Annotated in this window: 19 protein-coding genes and 1 tRNA gene; 8 read left to right on the top strand and 12 right to left on the bottom strand. The window is 73.0% G+C overall.

What is annotated here, in order from left to right; genetic code table 11:
* Positions 1–50 precede the first annotated feature (50 nt).
* Positions 51–1,556 carry an MDR family MFS transporter gene (locus CXR04_RS21150; protein WP_101423898.1) on the bottom strand — a complete coding sequence of 502 codons (1,506 nt, stop codon included), beginning with the start codon at positions 1,554–1,556 and terminating at the stop codon, positions 51–53.
* Between the two features lie 370 nt (positions 1,557–1,926).
* A tRNA-Thr gene (locus CXR04_RS21145) sits at positions 1,927–2,003 on the bottom strand.
* 178 nt (positions 2,004–2,181) lie between these two features.
* Between CXR04_RS21145 and CXR04_RS21140 the strand changes: the two genes are divergently transcribed.
* The 3 genes from CXR04_RS21140 (at position 2,182) to CXR04_RS21130 (ending at position 4,767) form a co-directional block, all read left to right on the top strand.
* On the top strand, positions 2,182–3,318 hold the full coding sequence (locus CXR04_RS21140; RefSeq protein ID WP_101423897.1) for an ABC transporter ATP-binding protein: 1,137 nt from the start codon (positions 2,182–2,184) through the stop codon (positions 3,316–3,318).
* Positions 3,319–3,557: 239 nt separating this feature from the next.
* Complete coding sequence (locus tag CXR04_RS21135; protein WP_101423896.1) at positions 3,558–3,971, top strand: hypothetical protein; 414 nt, start codon at positions 3,558–3,560, stop codon at positions 3,969–3,971.
* A gap of 76 nt (positions 3,972–4,047) precedes the next feature.
* Entirely contained in the window at positions 4,048–4,767 is a 720-nt protein-coding gene (locus CXR04_RS21130; RefSeq protein ID WP_101423895.1) for a nucleotidyltransferase family protein, read from the top strand.
* A gap of 162 nt (positions 4,768–4,929) precedes the next feature.
* Here the strand turns inward: CXR04_RS21130 and CXR04_RS21125 are convergent, their stop codons facing one another.
* The 7 genes from CXR04_RS21125 to CXR04_RS21095 all read right to left on the bottom strand — a co-directional run bounded on the left by CXR04_RS21125 (position 4,930) and on the right by CXR04_RS21095 (position 12,610).
* Positions 4,930–6,669: a DoxX family membrane protein gene (locus tag CXR04_RS21125; protein WP_101423894.1), complete on the bottom strand. Its 1,740-nt coding sequence runs from the start codon at positions 6,667–6,669 to the stop codon at positions 4,930–4,932.
* Positions 6,670–6,867: 198 nt separating this feature from the next.
* Positions 6,868–7,824 (bottom strand): 23S rRNA (guanosine(2251)-2'-O)-methyltransferase RlmB, encoded by a 957-nt coding sequence (rlmB, locus tag CXR04_RS21120; protein WP_101423893.1) that lies wholly within the window; start codon positions 7,822–7,824, stop codon positions 6,868–6,870.
* A 101-nt stretch (positions 7,825–7,925) separates the two neighbouring features.
* Positions 7,926–9,326 (bottom strand): cysteine--tRNA ligase, encoded by a 1,401-nt coding sequence (cysS, locus tag CXR04_RS21115; RefSeq protein WP_101423892.1) that lies wholly within the window; start codon positions 9,324–9,326, stop codon positions 7,926–7,928.
* Positions 9,327–9,619: 293 nt separating this feature from the next.
* On the bottom strand, positions 9,620–10,033 hold the full coding sequence (locus CXR04_RS21110; RefSeq protein ID WP_101423891.1) for a PPOX class F420-dependent oxidoreductase: 414 nt from the start codon (positions 10,031–10,033) through the stop codon (positions 9,620–9,622).
* Between the two features lie 118 nt (positions 10,034–10,151).
* Entirely contained in the window at positions 10,152–10,706 is a 555-nt protein-coding gene (gene ispF, locus CXR04_RS21105) for a 2-C-methyl-D-erythritol 2,4-cyclodiphosphate synthase (RefSeq protein ID WP_234380379.1), read from the bottom strand.
* Positions 10,696–11,505 carry a 2-C-methyl-D-erythritol 4-phosphate cytidylyltransferase gene (gene ispD / locus CXR04_RS21100; RefSeq protein ID WP_101423890.1) on the bottom strand — a complete coding sequence of 270 codons (810 nt, stop codon included), beginning with the start codon at positions 11,503–11,505 and terminating at the stop codon, positions 10,696–10,698. The genes ispF and ispD overlap by 11 nt, the downstream gene beginning before the upstream one ends.
* Positions 11,506–12,127: 622 nt before the next feature.
* A complete protein-coding gene (locus tag CXR04_RS21095) occupies positions 12,128–12,610 on the bottom strand; it encodes a CarD family transcriptional regulator (RefSeq protein ID WP_018836077.1) in 483 nt (160 codons plus the stop codon).
* 557 nt (positions 12,611–13,167) lie between these two features.
* Between CXR04_RS21095 and CXR04_RS21085 the strand changes: the two genes are divergently transcribed.
* The gene (locus CXR04_RS21085; RefSeq protein WP_101423888.1) at positions 13,168–13,917 is read left to right on the top strand and encodes a hypothetical protein; all 750 of its coding nucleotides are present in this window, start codon (positions 13,168–13,170) and stop codon (positions 13,915–13,917) included.
* Between the two features lie 126 nt (positions 13,918–14,043).
* Here the strand turns inward: CXR04_RS21085 and CXR04_RS21080 are convergent, their stop codons facing one another.
* Positions 14,044–14,724: a response regulator transcription factor gene (locus CXR04_RS21080; RefSeq protein WP_047016404.1), complete on the bottom strand. Its 681-nt coding sequence runs from the start codon at positions 14,722–14,724 to the stop codon at positions 14,044–14,046.
* Between the two features lie 88 nt (positions 14,725–14,812).
* Positions 14,813–16,087, bottom strand: coding sequence for a sensor histidine kinase (locus CXR04_RS21075; RefSeq protein ID WP_101423887.1), 1,275 nt, complete (start codon positions 16,085–16,087; stop codon positions 14,813–14,815).
* Positions 16,088–16,258: 171 nt separating this feature from the next.
* Here CXR04_RS21075 and phoU point away from each other — a divergent pair, with 171 nt between their 5' ends.
* Positions 16,259–16,933 carry a phosphate signaling complex protein PhoU gene (gene phoU, locus CXR04_RS21070; protein ID WP_101423886.1) on the top strand — a complete coding sequence of 225 codons (675 nt, stop codon included), beginning with the start codon at positions 16,259–16,261 and terminating at the stop codon, positions 16,931–16,933.
* A gap of 463 nt (positions 16,934–17,396) precedes the next feature.
* Here the strand turns inward: phoU and CXR04_RS21065 are convergent, their stop codons facing one another.
* Entirely contained in the window at positions 17,397–18,155 is a 759-nt protein-coding gene (locus tag CXR04_RS21065; protein WP_101423885.1) for a phosphoglyceromutase, read from the bottom strand.
* Between the two features lie 140 nt (positions 18,156–18,295).
* Here CXR04_RS21065 and CXR04_RS21060 point away from each other — a divergent pair, with 140 nt between their 5' ends.
* The 3 genes from CXR04_RS21060 to CXR04_RS21050 all read left to right on the top strand — a co-directional run bounded on the left by CXR04_RS21060 (position 18,296) and on the right by CXR04_RS21050 (position 21,002).
* Positions 18,296–19,675 carry an MDR family MFS transporter gene (locus CXR04_RS21060; protein WP_234380378.1) on the top strand — a complete coding sequence of 460 codons (1,380 nt, stop codon included), beginning with the start codon at positions 18,296–18,298 and terminating at the stop codon, positions 19,673–19,675.
* A gap of 129 nt (positions 19,676–19,804) precedes the next feature.
* Positions 19,805–19,945 carry a hypothetical protein gene (locus tag CXR04_RS35295; RefSeq protein ID WP_199850499.1) on the top strand — a complete coding sequence of 47 codons (141 nt, stop codon included), beginning with the start codon at positions 19,805–19,807 and terminating at the stop codon, positions 19,943–19,945.
* A 205-nt stretch (positions 19,946–20,150) separates the two neighbouring features.
* Positions 20,151–21,002 (top strand): SAM-dependent methyltransferase, encoded by an 852-nt coding sequence (locus CXR04_RS21050; protein ID WP_101423883.1) that lies wholly within the window; start codon positions 20,151–20,153, stop codon positions 21,000–21,002.
* Positions 21,003–21,047 lie beyond the last annotated feature (45 nt).

Here is a 21,047-nt window from a genome sequence, read left to right as displayed (position 1 = left end):
GCCGGGGGTGACCGCTCAGGACCGGACGGCGGCCGCGCGCCGGATCGGGTCTAGGCGGTGACGCGCTCGCCGGAGGCGGGCTCCGCGTCCGCCTCGGGGGTGGACTCCGCGGCCTCGTCGGCAGGCGGGGTCTCGACCCGGCGGGGGAGGGTGGCGGCCAGGGCGATCATCACCACGGCCAGGGCCGCCGCCACGCCGAAGGCCAGCTTCATGCCGCTGACCTGGGCGGGGATCGGGGCCATGCCGTCATCCACCAGACTCGTGGCGCGCGACGACATCACCGTCACCACCAGCGCCGTCCCGAACGCCGCCGCGACCTGCTGCAGGGTGCCGAGGATGGAGCTGCCGTACGAGTACAGGTGGGGCGGCAGCGCGCCCATGCCGAGGGTGAAGACCGGAGTGAAGGTCGCCGCCAGGCTGGCCATGAGGATCACGTGCAGCACGAGGATGAGCCCGTACGGGGTGGTCGTGGAGATCTGCGTGTAGCCGAAGAGGGCCACCGCGATGCCGGCCGAGCCCGGCACCACCAGTCCGCGGCTGCCGAAGCGGTCGAACGCCTTGCCGACCGTCGGGCCCAGCAGACCCATCGCCAGACCGCCCGGCATGACCAGCAGGCCGGTCTCCAGAGGGCTGAGGCCGCGGACGTTCTGCAGGTACAGCGGCAGCAGGATCATCGAGCCCATCATCGCCAGGAAGCCGACGGACATGACGGCCAGCGACCGGGTGAAGGCCCCGTACCGCAGGGTCCGCAGGTCCATCAGCGGGGTGCCCGTGCGCTGCAGCCGGAGCTGGCGGAAGGCGAAGAGGCCGATGGCCACGAGGCCGGCCACGGCGATGCCGATGCCGGTGCTCCTGCGGTCGTGCTCGCCGATGAGACTCAGCCCGTACACCAGACCGCCGAAGCCGAGGGTCGCCACGCCGACGCTGGCCCAGTCGATGGAGCTGACCTGCGGCTCACCGACGTTCTCCAGCTTGCGCAGCCCGAAGACGGCGACCAGCGCCGCGATCGGCAGCACTACGACGAAGAGCAGCCGCCACGAGCCGGCCTGGAGGATCACCCCGGACACCGTCGGGCCGAGCGCGGGGGCGGTGGACATCGCGAGGGTGACGTGGCCCATCACCTTGCCGAGGTGCTCCGCGGGCACCACCGCCATGAGGGTGGTCATGAGCAGCGGCATCATCACGGCGGTCCCGGCGGCCTGCACGATCCGGCCGGCGAGCAGTACGGCGAAAGTCGGCGCGACGGCCGAAATGACGGTGCCGAGGAGGAAGGTGCTCATGGCGACGGCGTACGCGCGGCGGGTCGTGACCCGCTGGAGGAACCAGCCCGTGACGGGGATCACGGTGGCCATGGTGAGCATGAACGCGGTGGACACCCACTGCGCCGCCTGCTCGGTGACGTCCATGGACTCCATGAGCCGCGGGATGGCGTTGATCATGATGGTCTCGTTGAGGATCACCACGAACGTCGCCAGAACCAGCAGCCGCACGACGGTGGGGGTCCGCCCCTCGGCCGCTTCATCTGCGGAGAAACGTTTCGTTATGGCCACTCGCATGACAGCTCCTCGCTGGGGTTCCTGATCACAGTCACCTCGCAGCCGGGGGCCGCGGACTGGATGGCTCGGTCGTTCCACCAAGGCAGACCGGCGGGCACGCCGGAACTCATCGGCGTACAAGAATCGCACGCGGGACGGTGGCGCCGCCTCCGCATTTCGCCGCGGGCAGACGAACGGAGAGGTGCAGGTCAGGAGGGCTGGCGGCCAGATGGGCGACAGGGAACCCCGGGGCCGCGGGGAGCACACCCGGGGCAACTCGCGGCGGATGCCGAGCGCGGGACCATCCCGGGTGCGGGGAGTGCGCCGTACGGCGCACGGGCGTCGCCTTCAGGGCAACACCTGGGCCCAGATCCCCAGGTCAGGTCTCCTCTGGAGCCCCCTGTCGGATTCGAACCGACGACCTACGCTTTACAAGAGCGTTGCTCTGACCGGCTGAGCTAAGGAGGCGCGCCCGTGAAGTGTAACCGGGGCGTCGAGTGGCGCGGTGATGCGTTTTCGGGACCTTCCAGGTGGTGACAAGGGGCCTGACCGGCAGGTACGGTCGGCGCCAAGGTTCACTCAGTGGACTGGACCACATCCTTTACTCGGATCGTCCGGCACGTTCCTGCCGGTGAAGGGAAACACCATGGCAACGGTTGCGTTCGACAAGGCCACCCGGGTCTACCCCGGCTCAGAAAAGCCCGCGGTCAGCGAGCTGGAGATCTCCATCGCGGACGGTGAGTTCCTCGTCCTGGTCGGCCCCTCCGGCTGCGGCAAGTCCACCTCCCTGCGGATGCTCGCGGGTCTGGAGGACGTGAACTCCGGCACCATCCACATCGGCGACCGCGACGTCACCCACCTGCCCCCGAAGGACCGGGACATCGCCATGGTGTTCCAGAACTACGCGCTGTACCCGCACATGACCGTCGCCGACAACATGGGCTTCGCGCTCAAGATCGCCGGCGTGCCGAAGACCGAGATCCGGCAGAAGGTCGAGGACGCCGCCAAGATCCTCGACCTCACCGAGTACCTCGGCCGCAAGCCGAAGGCGCTCTCCGGCGGTCAGCGGCAGCGTGTCGCGATGGGGCGCGCGATCGTCCGCGAGCCGCAGGTGTTCCTCATGGACGAGCCGCTGTCGAACCTCGACGCCAAGCTCCGCGTCCAGACCCGTACGCAGATCGCCGGCCTGCAGCGCCGCCTCGGCGTCACCACCGTGTACGTCACCCACGACCAGGTCGAGGCCATGACCATGGGCGACCGGGTCGCGGTGCTCAAGGACGGCCTGCTCCAGCAGGTGGCCACCCCGCGCGAGATGTACGACAAGCCGGAGAACCTGTTCGTCGCCGGCTTCATCGGCTCCCCCGCGATGAACCTCGTCGAGGTGCCGATCACCGACGGCGGCGTCAAGTTCGGCAACAGCGTCGTGCCCGTCAGCCGCGAGGCCCTGGCCGCCGCCGCCGACAAGGGCGACCGCACCGTCACGGTCGGCGTCCGCCCCGAGCACTTCGAGATCGCCAACGGCGACACGCCCGCGGACAAGAGCCTGTCGAAGGAGAAGGACGGCGCCCCGGCCGGTCTGCCGGTCACGGTCAACGTCGTCGAGGAGCTGGGCGCCGACGCCTACGTCTACGGTTCCGCGAACGTCGGCGGCGAGGACAAGGACCTGGTCGTCCGCGTCTCCGGCCGCGCCGTGCCGGACAAGGGCTCCACGCTCCACATCGTCCCGCGCTCCGGCGAGACGCACGTGTTCTCCACCTCCACCGGCGCGCGCCTCAGCGACTGACCGACCGACTGAGCGATACCGCCGGGCAGTTCCTACGCAACGGCGCCGCAGCCCTCTCAAGGCTGCGGCGCCGTTGCGCGTTTCCGGCGCCGAATACCTCGCGTAACGGCAAGTACGTCGGAAAGTCCGCCACTTCGTTCGACGTCCACGTCAACACGGAATTCGAATTTCCCGCCCAACCGCGCTCGTTAGGGTGACTCAATGTCGCCAAATCACTACCGATCGCTACGATCGCCCTCGTGAAACAGGCAGCCCGCCGTATCGGCAGAACCATCGCATTCGTCCTCCCCGTCGTACTCGTTCTGTCGGGTACGCTCGCGGTCGCCACCGTCCCCTGGGCCTCGCCCTCCACCGACGCCCGGATGCTCAGCGCCTCCGCGGAGAGCGCCGCGGCCAAGTCCGGCGCCCGCGCCCCGCATGAGGTGCTACGGGACCGGCTGATCGCCGAGTTGCAGGAGAAGGACCCGGGTGCCGCGCTCACGCAGTTGCAGCGCGAGGTGCACGCCCGGCCGTCACTCGCGCGGCACTGCGTCGGCCTCGCCCGCGCGCTGGGCGAGGCGGCGGTCGCCAAGTACGGGGTCGCCCGCGCGCAATCGTTCTCGCGCCCGGTGTGCGACACCGCGTTCGCGTCCGGGGTCGTCACGGCCCAGTAGGGACGTCCGCCACCGGCCGGGAGCAGAGGGCCCCGCACCCGCGGACCCTTGCTACCGGCCGGTTAGGGTGCGGGGTATGACCGCAGCCGCAGCACTACCCACTCAAGCCGTGGTCCTTGCCGGGGGGCAGGGGTCACGGCTTCGTCCGTACACCGACGACCGCCCCAAGCCGATGGTCGAGATCCCCGGCACCGGCGTGCCCATCATCGGGCACCAACTGGCGTGGCTGGCGGCCGAGGGCGTCACCGACGCGGTGGTGTCCTGCGGGCATCTCGCCGAGGTGCTGATGGACTGGCTGGACGCCACGGAGCTGCCGCTGAAGGTGAGCTGCGTGGTCGAGAAGGAGCCGCTGGGGCGCGGCGGCGGGCTGAAGTTCGCGGCGGCGTCGCTGCCGCGGCCCGACGAGCCGTGGTACGCGACGAACGGCGACATCTGGACCCGGTTCTCGCTGGCCGCGATGGCCGCGTTCCACCACGAGCGGGGCGCGGACGCCACGCTGGCGCTGGCGCGGCCGCACATGCCGTGGGGCGCGGTGGAGACGGACCAGTTCGGGCACGTCATCGACTTCATCGAGGCGCCGCCGTCGCCGTATCTGATCAACGCGGGGGTGTACGTCTTCTCCGCCGCCTTCCGCGGCCTGCTGCCGGAGCGCGGCGACCACGAGCGCACGACGTTCCCGCGGCTGGCGCGGGAGCGCCGGCTGGCGGGCTTCCCGCTGCCGCAAGGGGCGTACTGGCGGGCGATCGACACGGCGAAGGACCTGACGGAGGCGGCGAAGGAACTGCGCCGGGGTTAGGGGCGGGGCCCGGCGTCGGTACGGACCGGGCGCTGCCTTCGCGTACGGGCACGGGCCCCTGGCGGTACGTGTCCGCTGCCGCACGTGCGCCGCGCCCCCCACGCGTACGGGCCGGGACCCCCTCCGTATCGCGGAGGACGGCCCCGGCCCGCGGGCCCGCGGCTACCCCAGCAGTCCGCCGACCAGGCCCTTCGGCTTCTCCTCGCCACCGCCCGTCGACCCGCCGCCCGGCGAGCCGCCGCCGCCCGTGCTCCCCGCACCGTCGGCACCCGCCTCCGGCGCGCCCGCGCCCGGTGCCGGGTCCGTGCCGGAGCCCGTGCCGGAACCCGTGCCGGAGGGCGGCGGCGCCGGGTTCTCGGCGGACGGGGGCGGCGCCTGCTGCGACGCCGGGGGCGCCGCCGGCTGCTGCTCCGGGGGGACGCTGCGCGACTCCGTCGCCGGACCCGCCTCCTCCGTACCCGGCTCGCCCGCCGCACCGGGGGAGGACGCCTCGCCGCCCGGCTCCGCGGAGCCGTCCCGCGACGGGGTCGCGGAACCCGCGTCGCCGCCCCGGGCCTTGCCGCCCGGCGTGGCGGGCAGCGGGGTGCCCGGCAGGTGGTTGACCGGCGGCTCGTCGGGGCCCGGTACCCGTACCGTGCTCGACGACCGCACCGCCGCCCCCAGCATCGACCCGACCAGCAGCGCGAGCCCCACGATCACCGTGGCCAGCACCGTCCCGCGGCGCAGCACCCGGCGGCGCAGCTCCCACAGCTCCGAGCGCGGCCCCAGCGTCCGCCACGCCTCGCCGGCGAGCCGGGCGTCGAGGGAGTACACGGGGGCGCCCGCGATCACGAGCGGGGACCAGGCGGCGAGGAACAGGGCGTCCGTCGCGTCGTACGCGGAGGACGTCTGCCACGCCACCGTCACCAGCAGCCCGAGCGCGAGCAGCCCGCCGAGGGCCGCCGCGAGCCGCTGCCACAGCCCGCAGATCGTCAGCACGCCGACGATGATCTGGAGGAATGCCACCGTCAGCCCGGTGCCGACGGGGTGCGCGAGCCCGAAGTCGTAGAGCGGCCTGGCGACGAACCACGGGTCCATCCGCTCCAGCCAGCTCCGCATCGAGCCGTGCTCGCCGCCGTCGAAGAACAGCGGGTCGCTGAGCTTGCCCATGCCGGCGTAGAGGGAGACGAGGCCGAGGACGATGCGCAGGGGCAGCAGGACGACGCCGAGGTTCATCCGGCGCCCGGGGTAGTAGGCGTGCCGCACGGGGTCGGCGCCGTGGCGCTGGGTGCGGCGGCCGTCGTCGGGGCCGCCGTCGGGATCGGCTCCGGCTCCGCCCGGCTCGGCGTAGAGGCCGTACGGCCCGTCGTGGCCGCCCCGCCCGTCGTGGCCGCCCCGCCCGTCGTCGTACGGGCCGTCCGCCGGGCCGTACGCCCCGGGGCCGCCCGGCTCGTACGGGCCGGCGGGCTCCGGAATGCGCGGGATCACCTGCGTCGCGTCGCCGGCCGCCCCGTGCGGCATGCCTGAGCCGTCGATGCGGGGCAGCCGGTGGGTGGCGTCGTCGAGGGGCGGGAGCACCTGCGTGGCGCCGTCGTAGCGGGGCAGGAGCTGCGTCGGCGCCGCGTCGGCGCCGCCCGCGGGGTGCGGTACCGCGTCGCCCCGGGGGATGGCCTGGAGCAGCCGCCCCGCTGCGGTGTCATCGACGCGCCCGGTCCACACCACGGGCACCCGCCGCCGCCCGGCCCCGGCGCCCACCGCCCCGGCGCCCGCGCCCGCGCCGACGAGGGCGGGCTCGTACCCGCCGCCCCCGTACAGCGGCGCACCCGCCGCGGCGAGCGTGCGGCGGGACGAGGGCCCGAGCCGCACCCGGAAACTGGGGTTGTCGACGTTGATCCGGGTGGGCTCGCTCGGCACCCGCACCATCGTCAGCCGGCCGGTGTCCTCGGGTTCCTGGGCGCTACCACCCGTGGGGGTGGGCGGTGTTCTGGTGTCCACGCTCCACTAACCGAGTGACGCGCCATGAAGACACTGCCTGACACAACCCTTTTGTGTCGGAGGCCGGTCAAACACACCGTTCGCAGGGGCTCGTTCCGATTCGCCGCGCGCCGTCCCGTACGGCGGTCACGCCCGCCGGCGCGCCGCCTCGTACAGCACCACACCGGCCGCGACGCCCGCGTTCAGCGACTCCGCGCCGCCGGGCATCGGGATCCGTACCCGTACGTCGCACGTCTCCCCCACCAGCCGCGACAGGCCCTTGCCCTCGCTGCCGACCACGATGCACACCGGGCCGTCCAGCAGGTCCAGATCCGGCAGCTCGACCTCGCCGTCCGCCGCGAGCCCGACGACCATCACGCCGGCCTTCTGGTATGCCTCCAGCGCGCGCGTCAGGTTCGTCGCCCGCGCCACCGGGGTGCGCGCCGCCGTGCCCGCGGAGGACTTCCACGCGCCCGCGGTCATGCCCGCCGCCCGGCGCTCCGGGATGACGACGCCGTGGCCGCCGAAGGCGGAGACGGAGCGGACCACGGCGCCGAGGTTGCGCGGGTCGGTGACCCCGTCGAGGGCAACGGTCAGCAGGTCCTCGGCGTCCTCCGCGGCGGCGTCGAGCAGGTCCTCGGGGTGGGCATACTCGTAGGGCGGGACCTGGAGCACCAGGCCCTGGTGGTTCAGGCCGTCCGTCATCCGGTCCAGCTCGGGGCGCGGCGCCTCCATGAGGTGGACGTCGCCGCGGTCGCCGGCGAGCTGGAGGGCGGCGCGTACGCGGTCGTCGCTGTCGACGTACTGCTGGACGTACAGCGTCGTGGCGGGCACGCCGTCGCGCAGCGCCTCGTACACCGAATTGCGCCCGACGACCAGCTCGCTGCTGCCCTTCCCGCCGCGGCGCTTCGCGGCCGGGCGGGCGGTGGCGGCCCTCTTCGAGCGCGCGTTGGCGGCGCGCGCCTTGGCGTGCCCGGGGCGCTGGTCGGCGGGCGGCGTCGGCCCCTTGCCCTGGAGGGACCGGCGGCCCTTGCCGCCGCTGCCCTTGGTCGCCCCCTTCTTGCTCGCCGTTCTGCGGCCTCGGCGCTGACTGTTCCCGGCCATGGGAGCTCCACCTGCTTCTGCGATCGTCGTTCTCTACGTCATGAGTGTGCCGCCCGGCCCGCCGGGCGGCACAACGGGGCTCGTCCGCCCTGCTCCGCCGGTCAGCAGAGCGTCCAGCGCGGCCCGTCCGGGGTGTCCTCGATGGCGAGGCCCGACTGCTGGAGCTGGTCGCGGATGGCGTCCGCGGCGGCGTAGTCCTTGCGCGCCCGCGCCGCCTCGCGCTGCTCCAGCACCAGCCGGACGAGCGTGTCCACGGCCCCGTGCAGATCCGCGCCGCGGTCGGCGGCACCGGCCCCCGTCCACTGCGGGTCGAGCGGGTCGAGGCCGAGCACGCCCAGCATGGCACGCACCTCGGCCAGGCGGGCGACGGCGGCTTCCTTGTCGTCGGCGGACAGGGCGGCGTTGCCCTGCCGGACGGTGGTGTGCACGACGGCGAGCGCCTGCGGCACCCCGAGGTCGTCGTCCATCGCCTCGGCGAACGCGGGCGGCACGTCCGCGGCCGGCGCGACGGGCCCGCCTGCCTTTTCGACTACACGCTGCACGAAGCCCTCGATGCGCGCGAACGCGGACTCGGCCTCGCGCAGGGCCTCCTCGCTGTACTCGATGGTGGAGCGGTAGTGCGGGGTGCCCAGGTAGTAGCGCAGGACGATGGGGCGCCAGCGCTTGACCATCTCGGAGATGAGCACCGAGTTGCCGAGCGACTTGCTCATCTTCTCGCCGCTCATGGTCACCCAGGCATTGTGCAGCCAGTAGTCGGCGAACTCGTCGCCGAAGGTCTTGGACTGCGCGATCTCGTTCTCGTGGTGCGGGAAGACGAGGTCGATGCCGCCGCCGTGGATGTCGAAGCGGGAGCCCAGGTACTTGTGGGCCATGGCCGAGCACTCCAGGTGCCAGCCGGGCCGGCCGCGGCCCCAGGGGGTCTCCCAGGACGGCTCGCCCGGCTTGGCGGCCTTCCACATGGCGAAGTCCCGCTGGTCGCGCTTGCCGGTCTCGCCCTCACCCTCGGGCTGACGGAGGTTGTCCAGCTCCTGGTTGGACAGGGCGAGGTAGTCGGGGTACGAGCGCACGTCGAAGTAGACGTTGCCGTCGGCGGCGTAGGCGTGCCCGGACTCGATGAGGGCGCGCATCATCTCGATCATCTCGGGTACGTGCCCGGTGGCGCGCGGCTCGTACGTGGGCGGGAGGCAGCCGAGCGCCTCGTAGCCGTCGTTGAAGGCGCGCTCGTTCTCGTACCCGATGGCCCACCAGGGGCGGCCCTGGTCCGCGGACTTGGAGATGATCTTGTCGTCGATGTCGGTGACGTTGCGGATGAACGTCACGTCGTAGCCGCGGTGGATGAGCCAGCGGCGCAGGATGTCGAAGTCGAGCCCCGACCGGATGTGGCCGATGTGGGGGGCGGCCTGCACGGTGGCGCCGCACAGGTAGATCGAGACGCAACCCGGGACGATCGGGGTGAAGTCACGGATCTGCCGGGTGCTGGTGTCGTACAGGCGAATGGTCACCCCTCAAGGGTAGTAGGACCGGGACACCCCGATGGCCGCAGCCCGCGGATAGACGCCCCGAAGCCCGCCCCGGGCCCGCGCCCCGCCCGGCTCCCCCCGACCGTCCCTCCCGAACCTCTCCCGCACTCCCGCCCAAGGGTAGGCCGCGCCACCGACACCGGAGCCGGCCCGACCGCCGGCCCACGTCCCCCTCACGTGCCCGCACGTCCCCCGCACGCCCGCCCCAGGGTAGGCCGCACCACTGACGGCCTGGCGTGGGGCGGACCGCCGCCCCACGCCGCGGGCGGCCTCGCTCAGTGCAGGTTTCCCTGGCCCGAGATCGTCTCCGGGGTGACGCGCACGACCACCCGCGTACCGTCCCCGGCGCGGCCGCCGCTGAAGGTGTCGTAGTCCTTGCCCGTGTACTTCACCGACAGCTCGTCGATCAGCTCCCGGCCGCCCTCCGTGGTGACGCTGGCGGTGCCGCGCACCTGGGCGTAGTTGTACGGGGCCGCCGGGTCGATCACGACGACGCTGATCCGCGGATCGCGGTTCAGGTTACGGGCCTTGACGCGCTCGGCGGTGGTGGAGAACAGCAGGTCGTCGCCGTCGCGCTTCACCCAGACGGGCGATGCCTGCGGGGCGCCGTCGGGCTGAACGGTGGCGACGGTGATGAAGACCTGGCCGTCGAGTACCTGCTTGAGGTTGGCGGAGAGGGCGACAGACACGGTAGGGACTCCTCGGGTTTCACGCACGTAGGGCACTACCTGGGTACCCAACAACCAACCCGCCGCGGACCTTCCGCGCGGCGGCGCGGAGCCCGCGTCACCCGCCCGGAAGCCCCCGTCACCCGGCCGGCGGCAGCAGGAGCGCGGTGGCGATCGCCGCCAGGCCCTCGCCACGGCCGGTGAGCCCGAGGCCGTCGGTCGTCGTGCCGGAGACCGACACCGGCGCCCCGGCCGCGGCCGACAGCGCCTCCTGGGCCTCCGCCCGCCGCTTGCCGATCTTCGGCCGGACGCCGATCACCTGGATCGCGACGTTGCCGATGTGGAAGCCGGACGCGCGCACGATACGGGCCGCCTCGCCCAGCAGCGCGACGCCCGCGGCGCCGGACCACTCGGGGCGGCCGGTGCCGAAGTGCGCGCCGAGGTCGCCGAGGCCGGCCGCGGAGAAGAGCGCGTCGCAGGCGGCGTGCGCGGCGACGTCGCCGTCGGAGTGGCCGTCGAGGCCGTGGCTCTCGCCCTCCCAGAGCAGCCCCGCGCACCACAGCTCGCGCCCCTCCGCGAAGGCGTGCACGTCGGTGCCGACGCCGATGCGCGGCAGCACGCCGTACGCACCGGCCGTACCGGCCCCGCCGCCGGCTCCGGGCAGGCCGGCGGGATCGTTCGTGTCAGAAGGCATCCGTCGCCCTCCTGCGCGCCAGTACGGCCTCGGCCAGCACCATGTCCAGCGGCCGCGTCACCTTGAACGCCTCCTCGTGCCCGGGTACGAGCACGACCTCGACGCCCAGCCGCTCGACCATGCCGGCGTCGTCCGTGGCGCCCTCGCCGGCGGCGGGCACCTTCTCGTGGGCCTCGGTGAGCACCCGGCGGTCGAAGCCCTGCGGGGTCTGCACCGCGCGCAGCGCGGCCCGCTCGGGGGTGGCGACGACCGGCTCCGGGCGGCCCGGCTCGCCGCCGGGCACGACCTGCTTGACGGTGTCGGTGACGGGGAGCGCCGGTACGACGGCGGGCGCCCCGGCCCGTACCGCGGCGGCGACGGCCTCCACGGTGTCCACCGGGACCAGCGGGCGGGCGGCGTCGTGCACGAGCACGACGTCGACGTCGTCGGGGAGCGCGGCCAGCCCGAGGCGTACGGAGTCCTGGCGGGTGTCGCCGCCCGGGACGACGACGATCTCGGTCGAGTCGAGGTGCTCCAGGTGGTCGTCGAGCAGGGTGCGCACCTGCGCCGCCTCCTCCGGCGGGCCGACGACGACCACGAGGGACACCGCGCGGGCGCGGGAGAGGGCGCGTACGGCGTGCACGAGCATCGGCGTACCGCCGAGGGCGCGCAGGGCCTTGGGCGCGCCCGGGCCGAGCCGTACTCCGCGGCCGGCGGCGGGGATCACCGCGGCGCATCTGTACGGACCTGACGGTTCCGAGTGGCCGGGCCGGGTCCGTACGGACGCGGCGGGCGAGTCGGACGTGCCTGACGGAGACATTGCGGTGTTCAGGTTTGTGTCCTTGGACGACATGGGTATGGCCAAAAGCGTGCCGGGCACGTGCTTCGTGCCCCCACCGCGGAGCTCGCTGACGACCCCCTTCCGTGACGCACATGGTCGCAGCAGCTACCCGGGCCCGGCACGGTTGTCCACATGACAGCGGGACAGCCGTCGGCCCGGCGCGCCGCACGCGAGCATACGCACGCGCGGCGCGGGAGCCTACGGCTGCCCCCCGAAACCCGGCACGCTTTCAGGCCGTCGGACGGACGTGAAAGGACGAGCGGGGACAAACGGACGGACCACGAAGGACGTGACCGGGCAGCGCCGGGACACCGGCGTCGGCAGCGGCATCCGGAACGACACCGCGACACGGCGGCTCGACGGGGCGCGCGCGTGCGACGACACACGCCACCGGCGAACGCCGACGACGGCCGGAACCGGACAACCCGGCACCGTACCGGTGCCGAGACGGCGGCACCGGTGGAACCCGGCGCCGAACAGGGCATGACCACCTCACCGGGCAGCCGCGGCGGCACCCGGAAACCGGGCGATGCCGCAGCCGTCACGGCTACGGCGCCCCACGGGGCACCGCCGACGTGACGTGAGGCGTGTCAGGCACCGTTCAGGACGCCAGCACCTCGTCGAGCAGCGCTTCCGCCTTGTCCTCGTTCGTGCTCTCACACAGCGCCAGCTCGCTCACCAGGATCTGGCGGGCCTTGGCGAGCATCCGCTTCTCCCCTGCGGAGAGACCGCGCTCGCGCTCCCGGCGCCACAGATCCCGGACGACCTCCGCGACCTTGATCACGTCGCCCGAAGCGAGCTTCTCCAGGTTCGCCTTGTACCGCCGGGACCAGTTGGTGGGCTCTTCCGCATACGGTGCACGCAGCACCTCGAAGACCCGCTCCAACCCTTCCTGGCCCACCACATCGCGTACCCCGACGAACTCGGCATTGTCCGCCGGCACGCGCACCGTCAAGTCGCCCTGCGCGACTTTCAGCACCAAGTAGGTCTTGTCCACACCTTTGATCTGGCGAGTTTCGATGGCCTCAATCAGCGCGGCCCCGTGATGGGGATAGACCACGGTGTCGCCAACCTTGAACGTCATGTGACAGGTACCCCTTCCGTGGCTATCCAGGGTAACACGGCCCAGGCCGCTTCTGAATGGCGTTTTCGCAGGTCAGGGCCCGTCTCGGGGCTTGACAATCGACCCTGGAACGTGCTTCGCCCGCCGCCGGAATCATGGTTTCCGCAGGTCGGACCGCCCCTGCCGGAAACTCGAAACGCGAAGGTTACCTGCCGCCGGAAGGTTCGACAGGGCGACGATCGTCCCGATTTGTCGGAGTCGGCCGGTGAAGTCGTACTGCTCCGTTCGGCCGATCACGAACGAATCCGGCCGGATTCCCTGAATTGATCACGCGGGCTGTGATCGATATCCCCGTTCTCCCTCCGCCCGTGTTCCCGTGCTTCTTCCAACACCCCTTCCCACGCGAATATTGCCGGGCATTAGCACGGCCGTACGCCGAAGGTGAACGAAGGCGCGCCGGGACGCGAGAGGGCGGGTCGGGTCCGTGCCCCCAGAAGGGGGTCGGTACTGTTCCCCCCAGCACCACCGTCACCGCACCCGAGCCAACCGGCCCTCACGTCCAAGGAGATGCCGCCGCCGTGAGCAGCAGCAGCATTCGACGCGGCACGCTCGCCGCGACCGCCCTCGCTCTCTCGCTCGCCGCCCTCACCGCGTGCGGGGCGGGCAACAACGCCGAGACCCTGAAGATCAACCCCGACAACGCGCGGGTCACCGCGGGCAGCATCAAGATCCTGAACGCGGTGGTCATCACCCCGGCGGACGAGGCCGACGGTCCGGCCGCGGTCTCCGCGCGGATCTTCAACAACGGCGACCGGGACCAGACGCTGGAGCGGCTGACGCTCGCGGACGGCGGCCAGGAACTGGAGCTGTCCGGCAAGAACGGCCGGGGCGGCGTGGTGGTGCCGGCGGGCGGCTCGGTGATGCTGGGCGGCGAGGGCCACGCCTCGGCGGTGCTGCCCGACGGGCACGACGCCGGGCACGGCGCGACGAAGAAGCTCGCCTTCGAGTTCAGCCAGGAGGGCGAGGTACGACTCGCCGCGTTCATCGTCGCCGACGAGGGTGAGTACGCGCCCTGGGCCGCGACCCCGACGCCGACCCCGGTGGAGACCGGGACGTCCTCCCCGGACGCCGAGCCCGGCGAGGACGCTGGTACGGGCACGGGCACGGACGCCACCGAGGGCACGGAGGGCGGCACCGAGGGCACGGACGCCACCGACGGCGCCTCGCCGGAGGCGGGCACGGACGCGGGTGCCACGGAGAACGCGACCGACGGCACGGACGGCACCGAAGGCGCGACGTCCTCGGAGAGCCCGGTCACCGGGCAGTAGGCGGTACGCCCCGGGCGCGCGGCAGCGCGGTCACGCCCCGGCGCCCCGGCGCTGCCGCGCGCCGGGGCCGGGTGCCCTTCCGTTCCGTACGGCGGACGCACACGCGCACCCGCCGCACCGGCCCGTCTACGGCTCGAACTTGTAGCCCAGGCCGCGGACCGTCACCAGATACCGCGGCGCGCCCGGATCGGGCTCGATCTTCGCGCGCAGCCGCTTGACGTGGACGTCGAGGGTCTTGGTGTCGCCGACGTAGTCGGCGCCCCAGACCCGGTCGATGAGCTGCATCCGGGTCAGCACGCGGCCGGCGTTGCGCAGCAGCATCTCCAGCAGGTCGAACTCCTTCAGCGGCAGGTCGACCTTGTCGCCGGCGACCGTCACCACGTGCCGGTCGACGTCCATCCGGACCGGGCCGACCTCCAGGGCCGCCGGTTCCGCCTCCTCCGGTTCGCCGCGGCGGCGCAGGACCGCGCGGATCCGGGCGACCAGCTCCCGGGAGGAGAAGGGTTTGGTCACGTAGTCGTCGGCTCCTATTTCCAGGCCGACGACCTTGTCGATCTCGCTGTCCTTGGCGGTCACCATGATGACCGGGACGTTGGACCGGCCACGCAACTGGCGGCACACCTCGGTGCCGGGCAGGCCCGGCAGCATGAGGTCCAGCAGCACCAGGTCGGCGCCGTTGCGGTCGAAGTCGTCGAGCGCCTCGGGGCCCGTGGTGGCCACGGCTACCTCGAAGCCCTCCTTGCGGAGCATGTACGACAGTGCGTCGCTGAACGATTCTTCGTCCTCGACGACGAGAACCCGGGTCACGCTCTGACCTCCGAGGGGGACGGACAGCACGAAGTGGGAGGGGCGGGGCGGCGGGGGGTGGGGCCGCGCCGGGGGGTGGGCACACGGGTCACGGAATGACCTCCGGAGCTGTGTCTGACGCGTCGGTCACATCGAGCCGGAGCCGGTCCTCGCCGTCGAGGTCCTCCGGGCCGATGAGAGCGCCGCTGCGGCCGGTGTCGGGCCGGCCGGTCTTCGGACGTGCGGCTTCGGGTAGCCGCAGGGTGAACGTGGAGCCCTGGCCCTCAGCGCTCCACACCGTGACCTCCCCGCCGTGCGAGGCGGCCACGTGCTTGACGATGGCGAGACCGAGTCCGGTCCCGCCGGTGGCCCGCGAGCGCGCCGGGTCGACCCGGTAGAAGCGCTCGAAGACCCGCTCGCGGTCTTTCTCGGAGATGCCGATGCCCTGGTCGGTGACCGCGATCTCGATCAGGTCGCCGCCCTGGGCGGGCAGCCGGCGGGCCGCGATGCCGACCCTGGTGCGGGCCGGGCTGTAGTTCACGGCGTTCTCCACCAGGTTGCCCAGGGCCGCGGCGAGCTGGCCGCGGTGGCCCCAGACGTGGAGTCCGGCCGTGCCGCCGGTGGCGATGGTTATCTGCTTGGCACCGGCCTGCTGCCGGCACCGCTCTATGGCCTCGCCGACCAGCTCGTCGACCCGTACGGGCTCGGCGTCCTCCAGCGGGTCGTCGTTCTGCACCCGGGAGAGGTCGATCAGCTCCTGGACGAGGCTGGTCAGCCGGGTCGCCTCGCCCTGCATCCGGCCGGCGAACCGCTCCACGGCCTCGGGGTCGTCGGCGGCGTCCATGACCGCCTCGGAGAGCAGGGACAGCGCGCCGACCGGGGTCTTCAGCTCGTGGCTGACGTTCGCGACGAAGTCGCGGCGGACGGCCTCGATGCGCCGCGCCTCGGTCATGTCCTCGACGAGCAGCAGGACCAGCCGGGAGCCGAGCGGGGCGACGCGGGCGGAGACCGCCAGCGCCTCGCCGCGGCCGCTGCGCCGGGGCAGGTCCAGCTCCACCTGCCGTATCTCGCCGTCGCGCCGGGTGTCGCGGGCCATGGCCAGCATCGGCTCCACCGCCAGCCGGCCGCCGCGGACCAGTCCCAGGGCGTACGCCGCGGAGCTGGCCTTGACGACGGCGTCTTCCTCGTCGAGCACGACGGCGGAGGAGCGCAGGACGGACAGGACGGTGTCCACGCCGGGAGGCAGCACCGCGTCCGTGTGCAGCGAGGTGCGCGTCGGCCTGGCCTGCTCACGCTCGCTCCAGCGGAACGCGAGCACGGCAATGACGCCGGTGCACAGCCCGGCGATCGCTGCCGCTGCGGCGACTGCCGCGTTCACGTCCATGACTCCAGGTTAGGCACCTCGCCCACCCCTTCCACAGCCATCCGGGTGCCAGCTCGAACACTGGTCGCCAAGAGTTCACTCTCAGGTCGGTCTCGATTCACTAAGTGGCGCATCGTCCCCTGCATGGTGGATGCTGCATAAATCGGCATAGAGGATGGACGGGACACTGGGATGCGCGACTCTTACCACGAGGAGCTCGACTCGATCGGCGAGGGCCTTGTCGACATGGCCCGGCTGGTCGGCTCCGCCATGGGCCGTGCCACGGCAGCCCTGCTCGACGCCGACCTGCAGCTCGCCGAGAGCGTGATCGCGGGCGACGAGAAGGTGGACGACCTGCAGCGCGAGCTGGAGACGCGGGCCATCCAGTTGCTCGCCAGGCAGCAGCCCGTGGCCACGGACCTGCGCATCGTGGTGACGTCGCTGCGGATGAGCGCCGACCTGGAGCGCGCCGGCGACCTGGCCAAGCACGTCGCCAAGCTCGCCCGGCTGCGCTACCCCGGCCGCTGCATCCCCGACGACCTGCACGCCACCGTCCTGGAGATGGGGCAGCTCGCGCAGCGGCTGATGGCGAAGACCGCGGAGGTCGTCACCACCAAGAACGTCGACCTGGCGCTGGAGCTGGAGCAGGACGACGATCGGATGGACTACCTGCACCGCAAGATCTTCCAGCACCTGATGGACGACCGCTGGAAGCACGGCATCGAGACCGCGGTGGACGTGACGCTGATCGGCCGCTACTACGAGCGCTTTGCCGATCACGCCGTGGCCTGCTCCGGCCGGGTGGTCTACCTGGTGACCGGCGAGCACGCCGACGAGCTGAGCGCGGCACCGATCGAAGGAGCGTAGGGGCGTAGCCACCGGAGCGCGGGGGCGCGGCCCCCGCGCGCGCCGGGCGCGCTCGGGGGCGGCTCACGCGCCGGGCGCGGCCTCCGTGGCGTACGGCCGTACGACGGCCGCAGATGCATCCGCGCGCCCGCATGTGCGCCCCGGCCGCCGGGGCAGCCTCCTGGTGGAAGGGAACACCCCCGCTAGGAGGTCCGCATGCCGGAAGAGTTCACCTCCCGCACCCGTGCCGACCCGCGCGCCACGGCACGGCCGCCGCGGATGCGCCCGAAGATGACCCCGCTGCCGAAGCTCAGCGCCTGCTCGTGCGGCTCCGGCTGCTCCTGCGGGTGCAAATCGGGCGGGTCGTGTAGCTGCGGCGGGAGCTGCCGCTGAGCCGCCGGAAGACGCCTGCGACGAGACGCCCGCAGCCCCTGCCCTGACGACGCCGGGCAGGGGCTGCGGTGTACGTGCGCCGGGGGCGCCGCTACTTCTTGCCCTGGTTCGCGACCGCCTGGATGGCCGAGGCCGCCGCCTCCGGGTCGAGGTACGTGCCGCCGCTGCCGACCGGGCGGAGATCGGCGTCCAGCTCGTACGCCAGCGGGATGCCGGTGGGGATGTTCAGGCCGGGGATCTCCTCGTCGGGGATGCCGTCGAGGTGCTTGACCAGCGCCCGCAGGCTGTTGCCGTGGGCCGCGACGAGCACCGTCCGGCCGGCCTGGAGGTCCGGCACGATGCTGTCGTACCAGTACGGCAGGGCCCGCTCCAGCACGTCCTTCAGGCACTCGGTCTTCGGCCGCAGCTCGCTGGGGATGTGCGCGTAGCGCGCGTCGTGCGCCTGCGAGAACTCGCTGTCGTCGGAGATCGGCGGCGGGGGCGTGTCGTACGAGCGGCGCCAGGTCATGAACTGCTCCTCGCCGAACTCGGCGAGCGTCTGCGCCTTGTCCTTGCCCTGCAGCGCGCCGTAGTGCCGCTCGTTGAGCCGCCAGGAGCGGGCGACCGGGATCCAGTGCCGGTCGCAGGCGGCCAGCGACATGTTCGCGGTCCTGATGGCGCGCTTGAGCAGCGACGTGTGGACGACGTCCGGCAGCCAGCCGGCCTCGCGCAGCAGCTCGCCGCCGCGCACCGCCTCCTTCTCGCCCTTGTCGGTGAGGTTCACGTCCACCCAGCCGGTGAACAGGTTCTTGGCGTTCCAGTCGCTCTCTCCGTGGCGGAGGAGGATCAGCTTGTACGGTGCGTCGGCCATGGCTCCGAGCCTAATCGAGTGGTCCGCCCCCTCCCCCGCGGCCCCGGATTGACGGCAGCCGTCAATCCGGTGGCGAAACGGCACCCCCGCTTCGTAACATCCCCTCATCCATCGCGCCGCTTACATCCGGGGGTCCCGTCGTGTCCGTCACCCGCATCGGACGTGCCGCCCGCGAGACCGTCTCAGGACTGCCGCGCGAGTTCTGGTGGCTGTGGACGTCCACGCTCGTGAACCGGCTCGGCGGCTTCGTCGCCACCTTCATGGCCCTCTACCTCACGCAGGAGCGCGGCCACTCCGCCTCGTACGCCGGTCTGGTCGCCGCGCTCTACGGGCTCGGCGGCGTGATCTCCTCGCTCGGCGGCGGCGTGCTCGCCGACCGCCTCGGGCGCCGCCCCACGCTGATGCTCGCGCAGTCCTCGACCGCCGTGACCGTCGCCGTCCTCGGCTTCACCAGCCACCCCGTGGCCATCCCCGCCGTCGCCTTCGCCGTCGGCATGGCGTCCAACGCCTCCCGGCCCGCGGTGCAGGCGATGATGGCGGACATCGTCCCGCCCGCCGACCGGGTACGGGCCTTCTCGCTCAACTACTGGGCGATCAACCTGGGCTTCGCGATCTCCTCCGCCGGCGCCGGCTTCATCGCCGAGTACAGCTACCGGGCCGGTTTCCTCATCGAGGGCGCCCTGACCCTCGTCTGCGCGATCCTCGTCTTCGTCAAGCTCCCGGAGTCCCGGCCGGAGCGCCCCGCGGGCGCGGCGGGCGAGGCGGCGGACCCCGTCAGCCTGGGCACGGTCGTGCGCGACGGGCGGTTCATGGGGGTTGTCGGGCTGTCGTTCCTGATCGCGCTCATCTTCATGCAGGCGTACGTCTCGCTGCCGGTGGCGATGGGCGACCAGGGCTTCTCCAGCTCGGACTTCGGGCTCGCCATCGCCGTGAACGGCGTGCTGATCGTCGTCATGCAGATACCCGTGACCCGGTTCATCGAGCACCGCGACCCGAGGATGCTGCTGATCGTCTCCTCGCTGCTGGCGGGGTACGGGTTCGGGCTCAACGTCTTCGCCGGGTCCGTCGCGGTGTACGCGCTCGTCGTCTGCGTCTGGACGCTCGGCGAGATCGTCAACGCCCCGACGCAGACGAGCATCGTCGTCCGTCTCTCCCCCGTCCACGGGCGCGGGCGGTACCAGGGCATGTACACCACGTCCTGGGCCGTCGCGTCGCTGGCCGCGCCGCTGCTGGGCGGGTGGGTCATCGACGCGGCCGGGGCGGAGTGGCTGTGGGCGGGGTGCGCGGCGGTGGGCACGGTGGCGGCGGCGGGGTACGGGCTGCTGATGCGCGGGCTGCCGACGGAGGACCCGGTGGTGGAGCCGGTGGTCGATCCGGTGGGGAAGCCGGGGGGTGACGCGGCCGGGAAGCCCGGCGCGGAGTCCGCCAAGGACCGGGCGCCGGGGGCGGATTCGGCCACCACGGCGGTCGTGGGGTCGGCAGAAAACGTCGTTGAAGAATCGTCCGCCAGACCGCTGTAGCAGCCCCATGCGTCACACGGGTAGCGTCGGCCACTCGGAAGAGCCCACCGTTCCGGTCCGGCCGCGCTGGCCCTCCGCGGCGCGGACGGCGCGGCGCTGGACGTCCCGCTGACGGCGCTGCTGGGCGCGGTGGACCAGCCGGGGACGTGGCCGGTGCAGGGCTGCGTGGACGTCCACCTGCGGTCGGGCGAGGCGGCACAACTCCGCACACCGCACCGCAGAGAACTGATCACGGAGCTGCGCGCGGCGGGCGTACGGATCCCGCGCTGACGCGGTGCGGCGGGGCGCCCGGCACCCGGCACCCGGCACCCGGCACCCGGCACCCGGCACCCGGCACCCGGCACCCGGCACCCGGTGGGAACGCGCCCAGGGGTCGGCAAGGTCCCGCGGGGTCCACGACCCCCCTCGAAGAAGCCACCCGCCGCGGCCCCGCACGCGCGGCCGGGAAGTCGTCGGGGGCTCGTACGCTGGACGCATGGTGTCCCAGCAGCGGCCCGGTCAGGCCGCGCCCCCGGCGCGGTCCGCGCGGCCCGTGGGGTCCGCGACCCGGGGGACGACCAACCCCAACCGGCTGCGCCGCATGGACCGCTGGATCGCCGCCGCCCACGGCACCGCCCTGCGCCGCACCGCGCGCACCGAGGGCCGGGCCGTCGCCGTCGACCTCGGGTACGGCGCCGCCCCCTGGACCGCCGTCGAACTGCTGGAGCGGCTGCGCACCGCCTGCCCGCGGGCCGAGGTCGCGGGCGTGGAGATCGACCCGGAGCGGGTGGCCGCGGCGCGTCCGTACGCCCGCGAAGGGCTGACGTTCCTCCGCGGCGGCTTCGAGGTCCCGCTGCCCGGCGGCGCCCGCCCGGCACTGATCCGGGCGGCCAACGTGCTGCGCCAGTACGGCGAGGAGGAGGTCCCGGCGGCGTGGGCGCGGCTCACGGCGCGGCTCGGCGCGGACGGCCTGCTGGTGGAGGGGACGTGCGACGAGGCGGGCCGCCGGCACGTGTGGGTGGCGCTGGGTCCCGAGGGCCCCCGTACCGTCACCTTCGCCGCCCACCTGGCGACCCTCGCCGCGCCCTCGGACCTGGCGGAGCGGCTGCCGAAGGCGCTGATCCACCGCAACGTCCCGGGCGAGCCGGTGCACGCGTTCCTGCGCGACTTCGACCGTGCCTGGTCGACGGCGGCCCCGTACGCCCCGCTCGGCGCCCGGCAGCGCTGGATCCGTACGGCGAACGCCCTGTCGGCGGACTGGCCCCTGACCGACGGCCCGGGCCGCTGGCGCCAGGGCGAGCTGACACTCCCCTGGGCGGCGGTGGCCCCGCGGGGCTGGGCGGCGTAGCCCGCCCCGGGCACCCCTGCGGCCTTGGCCCTCGCGCCGAACCCA

This window comes from Streptomyces sp. CMB-StM0423 (assembly GCF_002847285.1).
In the GTDB taxonomy this organism is placed as follows: domain Bacteria; phylum Actinomycetota; class Actinomycetes; order Streptomycetales; family Streptomycetaceae; genus Streptomyces.
This window is presented reverse-complemented; position numbering and strand designations above follow the sequence as displayed.